We start from the raw sequence: 16193 nt of genomic DNA on the forward strand, positions 1-16193 counted from the left end.
CGTCTCTCCTCGTGTTCAATGTTCCCTATATGTTCCATATCGCGAGGCCGAGTCAATCCGAGTCTGAGAGCGTCAGAGATTGTAGGGCGTCACCACCATGGCGCGGCTCGGCTGGCTGGAATGATGGCTCTCGATGCGGCGGTGGTGGAACAGGATCGCACGCAGGGCGTCGCGCGCATCGGCGACCAGGTCGTGGTCGATGATCGCGTCGATCCGGCCCGCCTGCAGCAGCGCGCGGTTCTCGTCGTCCAGGTCGTGCCCGATATAGGCGAGCACCGGGCGCGCCGCATCGTCGAAGGCCTGCAGGATGCCGCGGTTGCCGCCGCCCATGCTGTAGACCGCGACGATGTCGCGCCGTTCCTTCAGGCATTGCGCCACCTGGCGCCGGGTCTCGCGATCCAGGCCGAAGGTGCCGCTCACCTCGACCACGGCGTGCTTCGGGAAGCGCTCGCGCATCAGCGCGCGGAAGCCGACCTCGCGCTCTTCCTCGCCCTGGAAGTTGTGGCTGCCGAGATGGGCGATTACCGCGCCTTTTCGGTCGCCGAGCAGGCGCCCGAGCAGGAAGGCCGCGGTGCGTCCCGCCGCGCGGTTGTCCATCCCGACATAAGCGAGACGCTGCGCGCGCGGCAGGTCCGTCACCAGCGTCACCACCGGCACGCCGTTCGCCGTCAGGCGGTTGACCGCCTCGGCGATCTCCGGTTCGTCCGAGGCCTTGAGGATGATCCCGCCCGGCCGGTCCGCGGCGCGCGCCTCGATCAGCTTCACGAGCTTCGCCGGCGCGATATCCTCGTGCAGGTGGAAGCGCGCCGAGACCCGGAAGGGATCGAGATCGGCCATCGCCCGCTCGACCGCTTCCTGCACCAGCGACGTGAAGCGCCGCGGCGAATGCATGATGACATCGACATAGAGATTCCAGCCGATCGCCAGCGAGGCCGCGGCGCGCCGCTCCAGCTCCGAAATTGCGTGCTCCACGCGGAGCCTGGTCTGCGCATGCACGCCCGGCCGCTCGTTCAGCACGCGATCCACCGTCGCGGTGCTGATGCCGGCCTGGGCGGCGATCTGCTTCACCGTGAAGCGCTGCGGCATCCCCCGTGGTCCCATGGCCTGTTGATGGCTTTTTGATGTGATCTTGATCTATTCCTGATGCGTCGCGGGTGTCAAACTCCCACGCGAATAAGAAGCCTTCGCGGGAGTGAAACAGCATGGACGGCGGGACTGCCAACGGTCCGGTACCCAGCACGCAACAGGTTCAGGCCTGGGTCGATGAGTTGCTGCACGGCAAGGGCTATTTCACCCTGCCGCAGGTCTTCACCCCGGCGGAGATCGCCGAGGCGCGGGCGATCATCATGGAGGAATCCGACCGCGGCGTGGACAAGGTCACCCACTTCCAGGGGCAGAACAAGGACAAGCTGCACCTGCAGCGCCGGGTGTGGAACCTGCTGAACAAGGGCGACATCTTCATCACCATGCTGAAGCGCGAGCCGATCGTCTCGATCGTGAAGGCCTTTCTCGGCGACGAGTTCATCCTGGGCTCGATCGCCGCCAACCGGCTGCTGCCGGGTGGGCCGGGCCAGGAGCTGCATGTCGATTACCCCTATTGGGACATCTACAAGCGCTCGAGCTTCCCGACCAACATCAATCCCTCCTTCCCGATGAACCTGCAGGCGACCATCCTGCTCGACGACTTCACCGCGGAGAACGGCGCCACCGCAATCGTGCCGCACACCCAGAAGCTCGGCCGCTATCCCGACGAGCCGGCCAAACTGCCGCCGGAGACCGAGCGCATGACGGGCAAGGCGGGCGACGTCGCGGTCTTCTACGGCCTCTGCTGGCATTGCGCGATGCCGAACAACAGCAATTCCGATCGCACCGGCCTGCTGATCGAATATCTGCCGAAATTCGTGAAGCCGCTGGAGGACCAGCTCGCCGGCGTGCGCAAGGAAGTGATCGAGAAGGGTGGCGACTTCATCCGCCAGCTGGTCGGCCTCGCCTATCCCTATCCGCAGGTGCTCGACAAAGCCGCGGGCGGGAACCAGGAAGGCTACTTCTCACAAAAATACTGAAGGCCGAAGAAGAACCGGGGGCAGCATGCGCAATTCGGAAACCCGTGCCGTCATCACCGGCGGCACGCAAGGTCTCGGTCTCGCCATCGCCAGGCGGCTGGCCGCTGAGGGCGCCAAGAGCATCGTCATCAGCGGCCGCAACTTCGAGAAGGGCGAGGCGGCCGCCAAGATGATCTCCGGCCTGGGCACGCCCTGCGAGTTCGTGAAGGCGGATATGAGCAACCCCGGGGATGCGAAGCGCCTGATCGCCGCGGCGATCGACACCTTCGGCAGTGTGAATGCCCTGGTGAACTCCGCCGCCGAGACCAGCCGCGGCACCTTGCTCGACACCAGCCTCGAGACCTGGGACAAGCATTTCAACACCAACGCCCGCGGCCCCTTCCTCACCATGCAGGGTGTGGTGAAGCATCTGATCGAGACCGGCAAACCGGGGAGCATCGTCAACATCCTCTCGATGGTGATCTACGTCGGGCAGTCCTACCTCACGCCCTATTCGGCGTCGAAGGCGGCGCTGGCCAATCTCACCCGCAACACCGCGAATGCCTATGCGACCAAGCGGATCCGCTGCAACGGCATCAATGTCGGCTGGATGGACACGCCGCAGGAAGACCAGACCCAGAGGAAATTCCACGACCGGCCGGAAGGCTGGCTGAAGGATGTCGAGGCTCAGCAGCCGATGGGCCAGCTGGTGAAGCCGGACCAGCTCGCCGGCCTGGTCGCCTATATGCTGAGCCCGGAATCCGGCGTCATGACCGGCGCGCTGGTCGACTACGACCAGAACGTCGCCGGCCGCTATCCGGAATAGACCCGCGAACAGGCAGAGACGTTTCGGCTCCGGCCGAAATGTTGCTGCGTGACTCGCGAGGGGCGCGGGCCTATCCTTCATCCATGAACAAGTCCATGCCCTCCGGCGCCGCGATGGCGGAGATCGCCGCCTTGGTCGGCGATCCGGCGCGCGCCAACATGCTGACGGCCTTGCTCGGCGGGCAGTCGCTCTCCGCCAGCGACCTCGCCTGGCATGCCGGCGTCACGCCGCAGACCGCCAGCGGGCATCTCGCGCGCATGCAGACCGCGCGGCTCGTTACGGTGCAGGCGCTGGGCCGGCACCGCTTTTACAAGCTGGCTTCGTCGAAGGTGGCCTCGATGCTGGAGACGATCTACCAGGTCGCCGGCGATCAGCCGCAGCCGCGTCGTCGCCTGCCCTCCACTGTCGACACCGCGATGCGCGAGGCCCGCACCTGCTACGACCACCTCGCCGGCGAGCTTGGCGTCGCGGTTGCCGAGGCTTTGGTCGAACGGCGCTTCCTCGTCCTCGACGACGACGCTGGCGTCGTCACCAGGCGCGGCCGCGGCTTCTTCGCTGATTTCGGCATCGACCTCGAGGCGATCGGCCGGCAGCGCCGCTGCTTCTGCAAGATCTGCATCGACCTGACCGAGCGGCGGCCCCATGTCGCGGGTGCCGTCGGCGCCGCCTTCTGCACCCGCTGCTTCGACCTCGGCTGGATCCTACGGGTCAAGGACAGCCGCGCCGTCTCGCTGACGCGCAAGGGACTGGCCGGTTTCCGCGACAGCCTCGGCATCGCACTGCCGGTCTCGGAACTGCGGCGCCGCGCCGCATAGTGTGCGGACTGGCCGAAGGTTAACGGATCCTTAGGCCTCAGACCCTATTGGAATGGGCTATACTGCTCGCGCTTCCGAAGCTTCGAGGCGGAATTTTGGACGGCATCTGGCAGAGACTCTGGGACGCGTTGCGCGATCCCTTCCGTTATCCGGTCGATTTCAACGAGCGGATCTTCATCGGCTACCTGGCGACCTCCCTGATCCTGGCGGTCGGCGTCTATGTCTATCTGCGCCGCCACAAGCCCGATGTGGTGCAGCACGGCCTGTTCGCCTTCCTGTTCCCGAAGCAGATCTACCTGCACAAGTCGGCGATCGCCGATTACAAGTTCTTCCTGGTCGATCGCATCGTCTTCGCGCTGATGGCGCCGCTGGCACTGGTCTTCGTCGCCCCGGTGACCGACCTGACCGAAGCCGCGCTCACCCGCACGCTCGGTCCGCTTGCCGATCCCTGGAATGCCGGCGCGCTCTGGGTGCTGGGGCTCTCGATGGTGAGCCAGATCGTGCTCAACGATTTCCTGCTGTTCTACATGCACTACATCTTCCACAAGATCCCGAGCCTTTGGGAATTCCACAAGGTGCACCACTCGGCCGAGGTCATGACGCCCCTGACCGCCTATCGCATGCACCCGGTCGAAGTCGTCTTCAACATGAACGTGACCGCGCTCTTCACCGGGCTGCTCATGGGCCTGTTCGGCTACATGACCGACGGCGGCCGGCCGGGCTTCACCATCCTCGGCATCAACGCGATCCTGTTCGCCTTCTATGTGGTCGGCTTCAACCTGCGGCATTCCCATGTCCCGCTCGGCTACGGCTCGATCCTCAGTCAGGTTTTCGTCAGCCCGTGGATGCATCAGGTCCATCACAGCCGCGAGGCGCGGCACCTGGACATGAACATGGGCTTCATCTTTTCCTTCTGGGACCGCGTCTTCGGCACGCTCTATGTGCCGAACAAGGACGAGGCGGATTACGCGCTCGGCCTCACCACCGGCGAGCACGTGCATTTCCACGGCGTGCTGGCCATGTATTTCCGCCCCTTCGCCAATCTCGCGCGCCGCTGGCTCAAACCCGCGAAGACCGCGTGATCCGGGCGCGCCGGTTCCTCCTTCTCCTCGGCTTCCTCGTCTCCGGTCTCTGCGGGCCGGTGCGCGCCGCCGATCCCGGCGCGAATTCCGTGATGATCGAGGACCTGACCTGGACCGAGATCAAGGCGCGGATGGAGGCGGGGGCCACCACCATCATCCTGCCGACCGGCGGCACCGAGCAGAACGGCCCGCATATGGTCCTGGGCAAGCACAACGTGATCGTCCGCTATACCGCGGCCGAGATCGCGCGGCGCCTGGGCAAGACCCTGGTCGCGCCGGTCCTCGCCTATGTGCCGGAAGGGAGCTGGGATCCGCCGCAAGGCCATATGCGCTTTCCCGGCAGCATCAGCCTGCCGGACGGGGTCTATGAGAGCGTGCTCGAATCCACGGTACGCAGCTTCGCCGCCGAAGGCTTCAAGACCATCCTCTTCCTCGGCGATTCCGGCCCCAACCAGCGGCCCCAGGCGGCGGTGGCGAAGCGGCTCGACGCCGAGCTCAAGCCGAAGGGTGTCCGTGTCTTTCAGGTCGGGGACTACTACGCCCGGAACGGCCAGGAGGAATGGCTGAAATCCCAGGGCTTCAGCGCGGCCGAGATCGGCGTCCACGCCGCCCTGATCGACACCGCCCAGTTGATGGCGATCGACCCGGAGGGGATACGCATGGCCCTGCTCGGGTCCAGCGCCGGCAACCCCGATGGGAGTAAAAACGGGGTCATCGGCGATCCCGCCAAGGCCACGCCGGCGCTGGGCCGGAAGCTCCTGGAGCTCAAAATCGAGGCCGCGGTTCGGCAAATCCGACAGGAACTTGCTGCAATTCCCTGATTCCAGGGCCAGAATCGCCATTGTCGGCGGGGTGCTTCCTGCGTAAAATGCGCCATCAACCGATCCGCGAGCGGGGGAAGCGATGCGGGCTGCGTTAACACTTTGCGTCCTGGGCACGTCCGTGCTCCTGGCAAGCTGTGCCGGGCGCGAGCCCAATCCGACGCCCGTCGCCTGGGTCTATGACAAGTACTACACCTGCCAGGACATCCGGGAGGAGAAGGACCGGATCGCCGAAGCCATGCGTGATCGGAACGTCGAGCAGGCTTCGCTCGAATCCCGCGACAACGACCTGATGGCGCGGACCATTCCGTTCCTGGCGCCGGGCGTGGCGGCGATTGAGGAGACCAGCGTCAGCGGCAAGGCGAAGACGCCGCAGGAAGTCGAGAACGACGCGCTGCTGGAACGGGACAAACATCTCGATGGCATGGCCGCCGATCGCGGCTGCTGAAACCAGGGTTCGGGGAAGAACGATGCGGATCAGTGCAAAACGGGTCTTCGGCGGCGCGGCGGTGCTCACGCTCGCGGCGATGCTCGGCGCCTGCGCCGGCCGCCCGGCGGCGCCCGTCCAGGTCAACCAGGCCGGCGACGCCGACAAGTCCTGCCACGCGCTCCTGAAGGAGCTGAACGACAACCAGTATTACATGGCGCGGCTGGTGCGGGAGAGCAACCACGTGCGGGCCGGCAATGCCGACGTCGTGGCGGGCGACGCCTTCTTCTTCCCGCCGGTCCTGGTCGCCTATGACGAGGGCAAGGCGCAGAACATCGAGCTCCGCACCTACCAGGAGCGGAACAAGAAACTCACCCAGCTCGCTGTGGATAAGGACTGCTGACCTCAGTCGGAGGCGGAACAGGTTCCTGACATTGTCGGGAAAATCCCTCGTCGGGACCATGTTCAGTATTGATTTATCTCGTTTCTTTTCAAGTAGTCCCAGAAACCGGTCCAAATTTAATCACTTCTTAGGCTTCGCTCCCTAGCTTCACAGAGGAACGCCGTCTTCGCTGCGGCGGCTGACTGTGAAAAGGGATCGGGGCAAACCATGGACTCTCGCTCGGCTGCGTCGCGGCCAATGACCAAAACAAGCCTGTACTTCGTGCCGCTGGCCCTCCTGCTCTCGGCGGTGCCTGCTCTCGCACAGGATGCCCCGGCGGCACCGACCCCGCCGGCCCCGGCCGTAGAGGCCGCGCCTGCCGCCGAGGCTGCCCCGGCGCCCGCACCGGCGGCAGCGGCCCCGACCGAGACCGCTTCCAAGCCGGCCGCGCCCGATCCCGCCAAGCTGATCACGCCGGATGTCGTCGCTGCGGTGAAGAAGCTGCTGGCGCAGCCGGTCACCACGATCTCGATCGGCGCCAGCAACGATGCCCATGCCAAGATCGACCAGGCCGGGATCGACGCGCTCGACAACGAATGGAAGGCCGAGGCCAAGGCCGAGAAGCAGCCGCTCATTGCCGAGATGCTCTCCAGCCCGCTTTCCAACTATCTGCTCTATCTCCAGGCCCGATCGGCCGGCCTTTATACCGAGATGTTCGTGATGGACGACAAGGGCCTCAACGTCGGCCAGAGCTCGGTGACCTCTGACTACTGGCAGGGCGACGAAGGGAAGTTCCAGAAGACCTTCCAGGTCGGTCCCGACGCCGTCTTCATCGACGAAGCGGAGTTCAACGACGACGACAAGACCTGGCGCGCCCAGGTGAACTTCACCGTGGTCGATCCGCAATCCGGCAAGCCGATCGGCGCCGCGACCATCGAAATGAACCTCACTGAACTCGAGCGCCGCCAGGCGCAGTCGCTCTAGGCGCCGATACGGAGAACTGAAGTCATGAACGCGTTCCAGAATATGAAGCTCTCCGGCAAGCTCGGCGTCTGCTTCGCGGCGATCCTGGTGGTGATCATTGCCGTCGGCGTGGTCAGCTCCCTGCAGAACCGCATCATCCGCAGCGCCAGCGAGCAGGCCCGGCAGACCGCGGAAGACGGCGTGCTGCTGCAGAACGTCACCGAGCGGGTGACCGCGCTGCAATGGGCGATCGGCGAGATGCTGATCACCGGCAGCGCCACCTACAAGCAGGCCTATCTCGCCGGCATCGCCGGTTACGAAGACGCGCTGGCCAAGGCCAAGGAAGCGGTTGCCGGCGACGCAACGCTGAGCCAGGCGCTGAGCGACGCCGAAACCGCGATCGCCGACTGGCGCAAGAACACCGCCGACCGGCAGGTGGCGCTGATGGAGCATCCTTCGACCGTCAACGAGGCCCGCGCCATCGAGCTGACCGGCGTCGGCGCGCGCCTCAATGAGGCGCTGCAGAAGTTCTCCGGCCAGGTCCACGCCTATCAGAACTCGCTGTCCGACCAGCGCTTCGCCGAGCAGCAGTCGGCCATCAGCCTGACTTTGACGGCGACCCTCATCGGCGCCGCCATCAGCCTGGTGATCGCCGTGCTCTCCGGTGTGGCGCTCTCGCGCGGCGTCGCCAAGCCGATCATCAGCCTCAACGGCTCGATGCAGAGCCTGGCGCAGGGCAACCTGCTGACCGAGGTTCCGGTGAACGGGCGCACCGACGAGGTCGGCCAGATGGCGAAGACCGTGCTGGTCTTCAAGGAAAGCATGGTGCGGAACGAGGAGATGCGCCGGGCGCAGGAAGCCGAGCAGCGCGACCGCGAGCAGCGCGCCGAGCACATGATGAACCTGACCCGCGCCTTCGACGAGCAGGTGAAGGGCATGGTGGAGGGGCTCGCCAGCGCCGCCCGCGGCATGGAGCGGACCGCAGTCGACCTCACCAAGACCGCGGATGTCTCCGCGGCCGAGTCCCAGACCGTCGCCGCCGCCGCTCAGGAGGCGCAGGCCGGCGTCGAGACCGTGGCTTCGGCTTCGGAAGAGCTCTCGGCCTCGATCTCCGAGATCAGCCGCCAGGTCACCAACCAGGCCAATCTGGCGCAGACCTCGGTCAACGCCATCGAGCTCACCACCCGGAACGTCACTGAGCTCAGCGAGGCCTCGCAGAAGATCGGCGAGGTGGTGCGTCTCATCAACGAGATCGCCGAGCAGACCAACCTGCTGGCACTGAACGCCACGATCGAGGCCGCGCGCGCCGGCGAGGCGGGCAAGGGCTTCGCCGTGGTCGCGAGCGAGGTGAAGAACCTCGCCAATCAGACCGCCAAGGCGACCGAGGAGATCGGCGCCCAGGTCGGCGGCATTCAGGCCACGACCAAGGGCACGGTCGACAGCATCGCCGCGGTCGGTGGCCAGGTGCGGCAGATGAACGACATCTCCTCCGCGGTGGCTGCGGCGGTCGAGGAGCAGAACGCCGCGACCCAGGAAATTTCGCGCAACGTCCAGCAGGCCTCGGAAGGCACCAAAGGCGTCACCCACTCCATCGAAGTGGTCAGCGCCGAAGTCGCCAAGACCCGTGCCGCCGCCCAGTCGGTCATGGAAGCCGCCAAGCAGATGCTCGGCGAATCCGAGGGCCTGAAGACCTATATCGACAGCTTCTTGAACGAAGTGCGGGCGGTCTGAGCGGAGCGCTCAACCCTCCCCCTGAACAGGGGAGGGCTTTCCGCCGAGCCACTGCACCGATCTTCTCCTTCCCCCTTCAGGGGGAAGGCCGGGATGGCGGCGCGTGCAGCCTGAGCACTCAGAGATCCAGCGCCCGGCATCTCCACCCCTTGACCGCCCCCGAAATCAGCGGCAAACCAACTCCGCTGATCCTTTGCCACGTTCTTTGGCGGTCCCATGATTCTCGATCAGGATCCGGCTGAGCCCGGTCCGCTGCGCCGCAACTTGCGGGCGCTCTACCGTGCCGACGAAGCGCAAGTCGTCGAGCAGCTCCTGAAAGAGGCGGAGCTTCCGCCCGAGATGCAGGACCGCGTCGCTGCCCGCGCCCGCAAGCTGGTGGATTCGGTCCGTGCCAACCGGGTCGGCGCCGGCGGCATCGATGCCTTCATGCATGCCTACGAGCTCTCCAGCCGCGAGGGCGTGGTGCTGATGTGCCTCGCCGAGGCGTTGCTCAGGATTCCGGATGCCGAGACCGCCAACCAGCTGATCCGCGACAAGCTGCGCGAAGCCGATTTCGGCCAGCACCTGGGCGAGTCGGACTCGCTCTTCGTCAACGCCTCGACCTGGGCGCTGATGCTGACCGGACGCGTCCTCAAGCTCGACCAGGGCGACACCGACCTCCGCGGCATCCTGAAGCGCCTCGTTACCCGCAGCGGCGAGCCGGTGATCCGCCAGGGCGTCACCCAGGCGATGAAGATCCTCGGTCGCCAGTTCGTCATGGGCCGCACCATCGACGAGGCGTTGGAACGCGCCGAGGCGACCGAGGCCAGGGGCTATCGCTATTCCTACGATATGCTGGGCGAGGCCGCACGCACCGCCGCCGACGCCAAGCGCTATTTCGACGCCTATGAGAAGGCGATCCAGGCGATCGGCAAGGCCTCCGCCGGCAAGGGTCCGATCAAGGGTCCCGGCATCTCGATCAAGCTCTCGGCCCTGCACCCGCGCTACGAGTTCGCACAGCGGCATCGCGTCATGACCGAGCTGGTGCCGCGCATCGTCACGCTCGCCCAATCGGCCAAGCGATTCGACATTGGCTTCACCATCGATGCCGAGGAGGCGGATCGCCTCGACCTCTCGCTCGACGTGATCGAGGCGGTCTCCGCCGACCCGAGCCTGGTGGGCTGGAACGGCTTCGGCCTCGCGATCCAGGGCTATCAGAAGCGCTGTTCGGCGCTGATCGACTGGCTGGGCGACATGGCGCGCCGGCACAAGCGCCGGCTGATGGTGCGCCTGGTGAAGGGCGCCTATTGGGACAGCGAGATCAAGAACTCCCAGGAGCGCGGCCTGCCGGGCTATCCGGTCTTCACCCGCAAGGCTTCGACCGATGTCTCCTATCTCGCCTGCGCGAAGAAGCTGCTGGCCGCACCGGATGCCTTCTTCCCGCAGTTCGCCACCCACAACGCGCACAGCCTCTCCGCCGTGATCGAGATGGCGGGCGGCGAGGTCGCCGCGCGCGACAAGCTGGAGTTCCAGCGCCTGCACGGCATGGGCGAGCCGCTCTATGAGCAGGTGGTACCCGAAGACACAATGGGCATCGCCGCGCGCATCTACGCGCCGGTCGGTTCCCATGAGGACCTGCTGGCCTACCTCGTCCGCCGCCTCTTGGAGAACGGCGCCAATACCTCCTTCGTCAACCGCATCGTCGATGAGAAGGCGCCGCTGGACGAGATCGTCGCCGATCCCATCACCAAGGTCCGCAAGCTCGCGCAAAAGCCGCACCCCCGCATCCCGCAGCCTTCCGGTATCTACGGCGCCGAGCGCCGCAATTCCCGGGGCATCGACCTCACCGATCTCGATGCCTTGGCGCCGCTGAAGGCGGAGGTCGAATCCGCCGCCGAACGTCATTGGAAGACCGCGCCGATCATCGGCGGTTATCCGACCGGCGGCGAAGGCGACGCCGTGCTCAATCCGGCCGATCTCCGCCAGACCGTCGGCCGGGTGGTCAATGCCACGGCCAAGGATGTCGACAACGCGATCTCCCGGGCACAACGCGCCTTCCCGGACTGGGCGGCGACCCCGGCCCAGGAACGCGCCGCCTGCCTCGACCGCGCCGCCGACCTGCTGGAGGCGGAGCGGGGGGCGGTAATGGCGCTCTGCATCCGCGAGGCCGGCAAGACCGTGATGGATGCCATCGCGGAACTGCGCGAGGCCGTGGACTTCTGCCGCTACTACGCCGCGCGCTGCCGCGAGGATTTCGGCGCGCCGATGCTGATGCCGGGACCGACCGGCGAGCGCAACCAGCTGGCACTGCATGGCCGCGGCGTCTTCGCCTGCATCAGCCCCTGGAACTTCCCGCTGGCGATCTTCACGGGCCAGGTGACCGCGGCGCTCGCCGCCGGCAATTGCGTCATCGCCAAGCCGGCCGAGCAGACCCCTTTGATTGCCGGGCTCGCGGTCGCGATCCTGCACCGCGCCGGCATCCCCGGCGACGTGCTGCATCTCCTGCCCGGCGACGGCGCGACCGTGGGCGCGGCGCTGGTGGCCGATCCCAGGATCGCCGGCGTCGCCTTCACCGGCTCGACCGAGACCGCGCGCGCGATCAACCGCGTGCTCGCCGCCAAGGACGGCCCGATCGTCCCGCTGATCGCCGAGACCGGCGGCCAGAATGCGCTGATCGTGGACTCATCCGCGCTGCCGGAGCAGGTGGTGCGCGACACCGTCGTCTCCGGCTTCCAGAGCGCCGGCCAGCGCTGCTCGGCCTTGCGCGTGCTGTTCGTGCAGCAGGACATCGCGCCGAAGCTGACCGAGATGCTGGCGGGCGCGATGGCCGAGCTGAAGATCGGCGATCCCGCCTTGCTCTCGACCGATGTCGGCCCGGTGATCGACAAGGACGCGAAGGAGATGCTGGAGAAGCACGCCGCCCGCATGGCGCGCGAAGGCCAGCTGATCCACGAGACCAGGCTCAGCGCCGATTGCCAGCTCGGCTACTTCTTCGCCCCGCGCGCCTACAAGATCGATTCCCTGAAGCGCCTCGAGCGCGAGGTATTCGGCCCGATCCTGCATGTGATCGCCTATGCGGGCGACCGCCTGGACGAGGTGATCGCGGCGATCAACAACACCGGCTACGGCCTCACCCTCGGCATCCACACCCGCATCGACAGCCGCGCCGAGCATATCGTCAGCCGGCTGCGGGTCGGCAACGCCTATGTGAACCGCAACATGATCGGCGCGGTGGTCGGCGTGCAGCCCTTCGGCGGCGAAGGCCTCTCCGGCACCGGCCCCAAGGCCGGCGGCCCGCACTATTTGCACCGTTTCGCGACCGAGCGTACCCTCTCGGTGGACACGACGGCGTCCGGGGGCAATGCGTCACTGCTCAGTCTCAACGAGGAGACCTGACGCAAGTCGCCTGATCGCGGGGGGAGATCATGCGTCGACCGATGGTGGTGCTCTTGCTGGGCGCGGCCGCTCAAGCCTGCTCGACTCCGACGACGTCGGGCTCCGGCGCGGAGCGCGAAGGCCGGTTCGCGAAGGCATCGATGCATCTCGGGACCTGCACGGCGATGGGCGCCCATGTCCGAAACCCGGATCTTTACCTCGCCATCGGCGGCGGAGAGGGTGACTATTCCATCCTGGCGTCCCGCACCAAGGATGGGTCGCCCATATGGGCCATCAGCATGGACGATGCCGGCGCCGACAGCTCGACCGTCCGGCTGCGGGGATCGGGCGCCAGTGCTGCCGAGCTGGAAGAGATATGGCGCGTTGTCGAGTTCTGCGAAACCTACGAGCCCGGATGAACCGGCGCGGCTTCCTCAGCATTGTCGCTGGGATCGGCGTCTGCGCCGGGCTGGACCGCGCGTTGGGGGCTGAACCGGAGATGTCCTTCGCCGACTGGGTGAACACGCTCTATGTCGGCGCGCTGGCCCTGCGCGAAGCGGCGGAGGCGGGGGCCGGCGCCGATCTCACCGATCGGGAGCTGCAGGGCCTGTTCTCGCCGGAGGTCCAGGCGATGCGCGATGCTGTCGCCGACCGGGCGCTGCCGCCGAGCGAACCCGATGGCCCGATCCTGCACATCCTGTTCGGCTGGGGTGCTCTGCCCAAGCGGAAGATCGAGATCCGCGCGGTGAAGCCCGACGGCGCGACCAAGGCGAAGATCGATCTCACCATCAACGGCAGCCCGCGCCCGCTGGTCCTGACCGGCTTCTACTACGAGCCGGGCAAGACCTGGCAGATCGACGACATCGACTACGGCGAAGGCGGCCCCGACCGCACCTTGCGCGGGCGCCTGGAGCGGATGAAGAGCTGGCCGAAGCGCTGACTACCCCAGCAGCAGGCTGTCGTCGGCCAGGGTCTCGCCGCGCTGCCGGGCGAACAGGGCCAGCAGGTCCGGGACGTCGAGGCCCTGGCGCGCCGCGCCGGCCACGTCGAGCACCACGCGGCCCTCGTGCAGCATCAGGGTGCGCGTGCCATAGTCCAGTGCTTGCCGCATCGAATGCGTGACCATCAGCGTGGTGAGCTTCTGGTCCTCGACGATCTGCCGCGTGAGGTCGAGCACGAACTCCGCTGTCTTCGGGTCGAGCGCCGCGGTGTGCTCATCGAGCAGCAGGATCTTCATCGGCTGAAGGGTGGCCATCAGCAGGCTCACCGCCTGCCGCTGCCCGCCGGAGAGCAGGCCCATGCGGTCGCCCAGGCGGTTCTCCAGGCCGAGACCCAGGCGGCGCAGCTGGTCGCGGAAGGCGTCGCGCCGGCCGCGACCGACCGCGAGGCCGAGGCCGCGGCGCGTGCCGCGCGCGGCCGCCAGCGCCAGGTTCTCCTCGATGCTGAGATCGGCACAGCTTCCGGCCAGCGGATCCTGGAACACCCGGGCGACCAGCGCGGCGCGGCGCGGCGCCGGCCAGCCGGTCACGTCCTGTCCGTCGATGATCACGCGGCCCGCATTCACGGCGGCATCGCCGGTCAGCACGTTCAGCAAGGTCGACTTGCCGGCGCCGTTGGAGCCGATCACGGTGACGAACTCGCCTTCCGGGATCTTGAGGTCGAGCCCCCGCAAGGCCGGCGTCTCCATCGGCGTGCCGCGGTTGAAGGTGACCGCGATGTTCTCGGCCGCGATCACGGCTTCCGCCTTCCGGCGACGAGCGCGCGCAAGGGATTGCGGGCACCCGGCAGGATCAGCGCCACCGCGACCAGCAGCGCCGTCACCAGGTTGAGGTCGGACGCGCTCAGGCCCAGGAACGAGGCGTTGAGCGCCAGCGCCACCGCCAGGCGATAGAGCACCGAGCCTGCGATGCAGCCCAGGATCCAGACCGTGAGCGAGCGGGCGCCGAAGATCGCCTCGCCGAGGATCACCGCGGCGAGGCCGACGACGATCGTGCCGGTGCCGATGGTCACGTCGGCGAAGCCGTTCATCTGCGCGAACAAGGCGCCGGCCAGTGCCACCAGCGCGTTGCTGATCGCCATGCCGATATAGGTCGTCATCTTGGTGTCGATGCCCTGGGCCCGCGCCATCCGCGGGTTGCTGCCGGTCGCCCGCATCGAAAGGCCATAGGCGGAGTGCAGGAAGCGGGTCAGCAGGACGCCGACGACCAGCAGCACCACGCCGGCCAGCAGCGGCTTCAGATAAAGGTTGGCGAGGCCCAGGCCCTGGAACGGCGTCAGGATCGTGTCGGTGCCGAGCAGCGCCACGTTGGGCCGGCCCATGATCCGCAGGTTGATGGAATAGAGCGCGATCATGGTGAGGATGCTGGCGAGCAGATGCAGGATGCCGAAGCGCAGGTTCAGGAAGGCCGTCACCAGGCCCGCGCCCGCGCCCGCGGCGATCGCGACCGCCGTGGCGGCAAAGGGATCGACGCCGGCGACGATCAGGGTTGCCGCAACCGACGCGCCCAGCGGAAAGCTGCCATCGACGGTGAGGTCGGGGAAGTTGAGGACCCGGAACGACAGGAACACGCCGAGCGCAACCAGGCCGAAGACCAGCCCGATCTCGACCGCACCGAGGAAGGCAACGAGACTCATGCGGAAGCTGCGGCCGGGTGCCGAACCCGGCCGCCTCGATTCTACTTCACGACTTCCTTGGCGCTTGCGACCAGGGCGTCGGGCAAGGTCACGCCCATCTTCTCGGCCGCGCCGGGATTGACGAAGAGCTGGGTGATCTCGATGCCCTGTACGGCGATGTCGCCGGGCTTCTCGCCCTTGAGGATGCGCGCGACGATCTTGCCGGTCTGCCGGCCGACGTCGTAGTAGTCGAAGCCGATCGCCGCGATCGCGCCGCGCTTCACCGAATCGGTGTCGCCGGCGAAGACCGGGAGCTTGTTGTCGACACCGACGCCGATCACCGCCTCCAGCGCCGAGACGATGGTGTTGTCGGTCGGGACGTAGATCACGTCGACCTTGCCGACCAGGCTCTGCGCCGCCGCCTGCACGTCCGACGACTTCGGTGCCGGCGCCTCGACGACTTCCATGCCCATGCTCGCGGCTTTCTCCTTGACCAGGCCGACCAGGGTCACGGCATTGGCCTCGCCGGGATTGAAGGGCACGCCGATCTTCTTGGCGCTGGGCACGACCTGGTGGATGAGATCGATCTGCTTGCCGATCGGCGAGAGGTCGCTCATGCCGGTCACATTGCCGCCGGGCTTCTCGAGATTGCCGATCAGCTTGGCGCCGAGCGGGTCGGTCACGGCGGTGAACACGACCGGGATGTCGGTGGTCGCACTGATGACCGCCTGCGCCGACGGCGTCGAGATCGGCACGATCACGCTCGGGCTCTCGCCGACGAACTTCTGCGCGATCTGCACGGCGGTGCCGGGATTGCCCTGGGCGCTCTCATAGATGAACTTGAGGTTCTTGCCCTCCTCGTAGCCGGCGGCCTTCAATTCGTCGCGGACGCCGTCGCGGGCGGCGTCCAGCGCCGGATGCTCGACGATGGCGGTGACGGCCACGAAGGCGTCTTCGGCGAAAGCCGGCGTGCCGAGGGCGAAAGCGCCCAGCAGGAAGCCCGCGCTGGCGAGCAGAGAACGACGCGAAAACGACATGGAAATCCTCCCCGAAAGCTTGTTTTGCGGATCATGCAATAGCAGCCGTATCCAGGGCGTCAAGAGGGCGGCGGCGCTGCGAAACCGCGCATCCGGAGCA

General features: G+C 66.9%; 16 protein-coding genes. 12 read left to right on the plus strand and 4 right to left on the minus strand.

What is annotated here, in order from left to right; all coding sequences use genetic code 11:
- Window positions 1-72: 72 nt before the first annotated feature.
- Window positions 73-1086, minus strand: coding sequence for a LacI family DNA-binding transcriptional regulator (locus ACYQ4T_RS01795; RefSeq protein WP_459850301.1), 1014 nt, complete (start codon window positions 1084-1086; stop codon window positions 73-75).
- Window positions 1087-1202: 116 nt separating this feature from the next.
- On the opposite strand from ACYQ4T_RS01795, the gene ACYQ4T_RS01800 reads away from it, so the two are divergent.
- From ACYQ4T_RS01800 to ACYQ4T_RS01855, 12 genes are all read left to right on the plus strand, one after another.
- Window positions 1203-2063, plus strand: a complete 861-nt coding sequence (locus ACYQ4T_RS01800) for a phytanoyl-CoA dioxygenase family protein (RefSeq protein ID WP_459850302.1) — start codon at window positions 1203-1205, stop codon at window positions 2061-2063.
- A 25-nt stretch (window positions 2064-2088) separates the two neighbouring features.
- A complete protein-coding gene (locus tag ACYQ4T_RS01805) occupies window positions 2089-2868 on the plus strand; it encodes an SDR family oxidoreductase (RefSeq protein WP_459850304.1) in 780 nt (259 codons plus the stop codon).
- An 83-nt stretch (window positions 2869-2951) separates the two neighbouring features.
- Window positions 2952-3683, plus strand: a complete 732-nt coding sequence (locus ACYQ4T_RS01810; RefSeq protein WP_459850306.1) for an ArsR/SmtB family transcription factor — start codon at window positions 2952-2954, stop codon at window positions 3681-3683.
- Window positions 3684-3778: 95 nt separating this feature from the next.
- The gene (locus ACYQ4T_RS01815; RefSeq protein ID WP_459850308.1) at window positions 3779-4765 is read left to right on the plus strand and encodes a sterol desaturase family protein; all 987 of its coding nucleotides are present in this window, start codon (window positions 3779-3781) and stop codon (window positions 4763-4765) included.
- Window positions 4762-5586, plus strand: a complete 825-nt coding sequence (locus tag ACYQ4T_RS01820) for a creatininase family protein (protein ID WP_459850310.1) — start codon at window positions 4762-4764, stop codon at window positions 5584-5586. Before ACYQ4T_RS01815 ends, ACYQ4T_RS01820 begins: the two co-directional genes overlap by 4 nt.
- Before the next feature lie 121 nt (window positions 5587-5707).
- A complete protein-coding gene (locus ACYQ4T_RS01825; protein ID WP_459850312.1) occupies window positions 5708-6034 on the plus strand; it encodes a hypothetical protein in 327 nt (108 codons plus the stop codon).
- A 22-nt stretch (window positions 6035-6056) separates the two neighbouring features.
- Window positions 6057-6416 carry a hypothetical protein gene (locus ACYQ4T_RS01830; protein WP_459850314.1) on the plus strand — a complete coding sequence of 120 codons (360 nt, stop codon included), beginning with the start codon at window positions 6057-6059 and terminating at the stop codon, window positions 6414-6416.
- A 237-nt stretch (window positions 6417-6653) separates the two neighbouring features.
- On the plus strand, window positions 6654-7379 hold the full coding sequence (locus ACYQ4T_RS01835) for a hypothetical protein (RefSeq protein ID WP_459850316.1): 726 nt from the start codon (window positions 6654-6656) through the stop codon (window positions 7377-7379).
- 24 nt (window positions 7380-7403) lie between these two features.
- Entirely contained in the window at window positions 7404-9089 is a 1686-nt protein-coding gene (locus tag ACYQ4T_RS01840) for a methyl-accepting chemotaxis protein (RefSeq protein ID WP_459850319.1), read from the plus strand.
- Window positions 9090-9305: 216 nt separating this feature from the next.
- Window positions 9306-12464: a bifunctional proline dehydrogenase/L-glutamate gamma-semialdehyde dehydrogenase PutA gene (gene putA / locus ACYQ4T_RS01845; RefSeq protein ID WP_459850321.1), complete on the plus strand. Its 3159-nt coding sequence runs from the start codon at window positions 9306-9308 to the stop codon at window positions 12462-12464.
- A gap of 29 nt (window positions 12465-12493) precedes the next feature.
- Window positions 12494-12862, plus strand: coding sequence for a hypothetical protein (locus ACYQ4T_RS01850; protein ID WP_459850323.1), 369 nt, complete (start codon window positions 12494-12496; stop codon window positions 12860-12862).
- Window positions 12859-13383, plus strand: a complete 525-nt coding sequence (locus tag ACYQ4T_RS01855) for a YceI family protein (protein WP_459850325.1) — start codon at window positions 12859-12861, stop codon at window positions 13381-13383. The genes ACYQ4T_RS01850 and ACYQ4T_RS01855 overlap by 4 nt, the downstream gene beginning before the upstream one ends.
- Here the strand turns inward: ACYQ4T_RS01855 and ACYQ4T_RS01860 are convergent, their stop codons facing one another.
- The 3 genes from ACYQ4T_RS01860 to ACYQ4T_RS01870 are packed head-to-tail and all read right to left on the minus strand — an operon-like array spanning window position 13384 to window position 16093.
- Window positions 13384-14178 (minus strand): ABC transporter ATP-binding protein, encoded by a 795-nt coding sequence (locus tag ACYQ4T_RS01860; RefSeq protein WP_459850327.1) that lies wholly within the window; start codon window positions 14176-14178, stop codon window positions 13384-13386.
- Window positions 14175-15077, minus strand: coding sequence for an ABC transporter permease (locus ACYQ4T_RS01865; protein WP_459850329.1), 903 nt, complete (start codon window positions 15075-15077; stop codon window positions 14175-14177). The genes ACYQ4T_RS01860 and ACYQ4T_RS01865 overlap by 4 nt, the downstream gene beginning before the upstream one ends.
- A gap of 41 nt (window positions 15078-15118) precedes the next feature.
- Window positions 15119-16093, minus strand: coding sequence for an ABC transporter substrate-binding protein (locus ACYQ4T_RS01870; RefSeq protein ID WP_459850331.1), 975 nt, complete (start codon window positions 16091-16093; stop codon window positions 15119-15121).
- Between the last annotated feature and the right edge of the window lie 100 nt (window positions 16094-16193).

The organism is Dongia sp. agr-C8, from assembly GCF_054658695.1.

Bases quoted from the DNA above. Each gene is read 5' to 3' on its own strand.
- ACYQ4T_RS01795 (WP_459850301.1), bottom strand. From the start codon at position 1,086: ATGCCGCAGCGCTTCACGGTGAAGCAGATCGCCGCCCAGGCCGGCATC.
- ACYQ4T_RS01835 (WP_459850316.1), top strand. From the start codon at position 6,654: ATGACCAAAACAAGCCTGTACTTCGTGCCGCTGGCCCTCCTGCTCTCG.
- ACYQ4T_RS01830 (WP_459850314.1), top strand. From the start codon at position 6,057: ATGCGGATCAGTGCAAAACGGGTCTTCGGCGGCGCGGCGGTGCTCACG.
- ACYQ4T_RS01810 (WP_459850306.1), top strand. From the start codon at position 2,952: ATGAACAAGTCCATGCCCTCCGGCGCCGCGATGGCGGAGATCGCCGCC.
- ACYQ4T_RS01800 (WP_459850302.1), top strand. From the start codon at position 1,203: ATGGACGGCGGGACTGCCAACGGTCCGGTACCCAGCACGCAACAGGTT.
- ACYQ4T_RS01865 (WP_459850329.1), bottom strand. From the start codon at position 15,077: ATGAGTCTCGTTGCCTTCCTCGGTGCGGTCGAGATCGGGCTGGTCTTC.
- ACYQ4T_RS01855 (WP_459850325.1), top strand. From the start codon at position 12,859: ATGAACCGGCGCGGCTTCCTCAGCATTGTCGCTGGGATCGGCGTCTGC.
- ACYQ4T_RS01870 (WP_459850331.1), bottom strand. From the start codon at position 16,093: ATGTCGTTTTCGCGTCGTTCTCTGCTCGCCAGCGCGGGCTTCCTGCTG.
- ACYQ4T_RS01840 (WP_459850319.1), top strand. From the start codon at position 7,404: ATGAACGCGTTCCAGAATATGAAGCTCTCCGGCAAGCTCGGCGTCTGC.
- ACYQ4T_RS01850 (WP_459850323.1), top strand. From the start codon at position 12,494: ATGCGTCGACCGATGGTGGTGCTCTTGCTGGGCGCGGCCGCTCAAGCC.
- putA (WP_459850321.1), top strand. From the start codon at position 9,306: ATGATTCTCGATCAGGATCCGGCTGAGCCCGGTCCGCTGCGCCGCAAC.
- ACYQ4T_RS01805 (WP_459850304.1), top strand. From the start codon at position 2,089: ATGCGCAATTCGGAAACCCGTGCCGTCATCACCGGCGGCACGCAAGGT.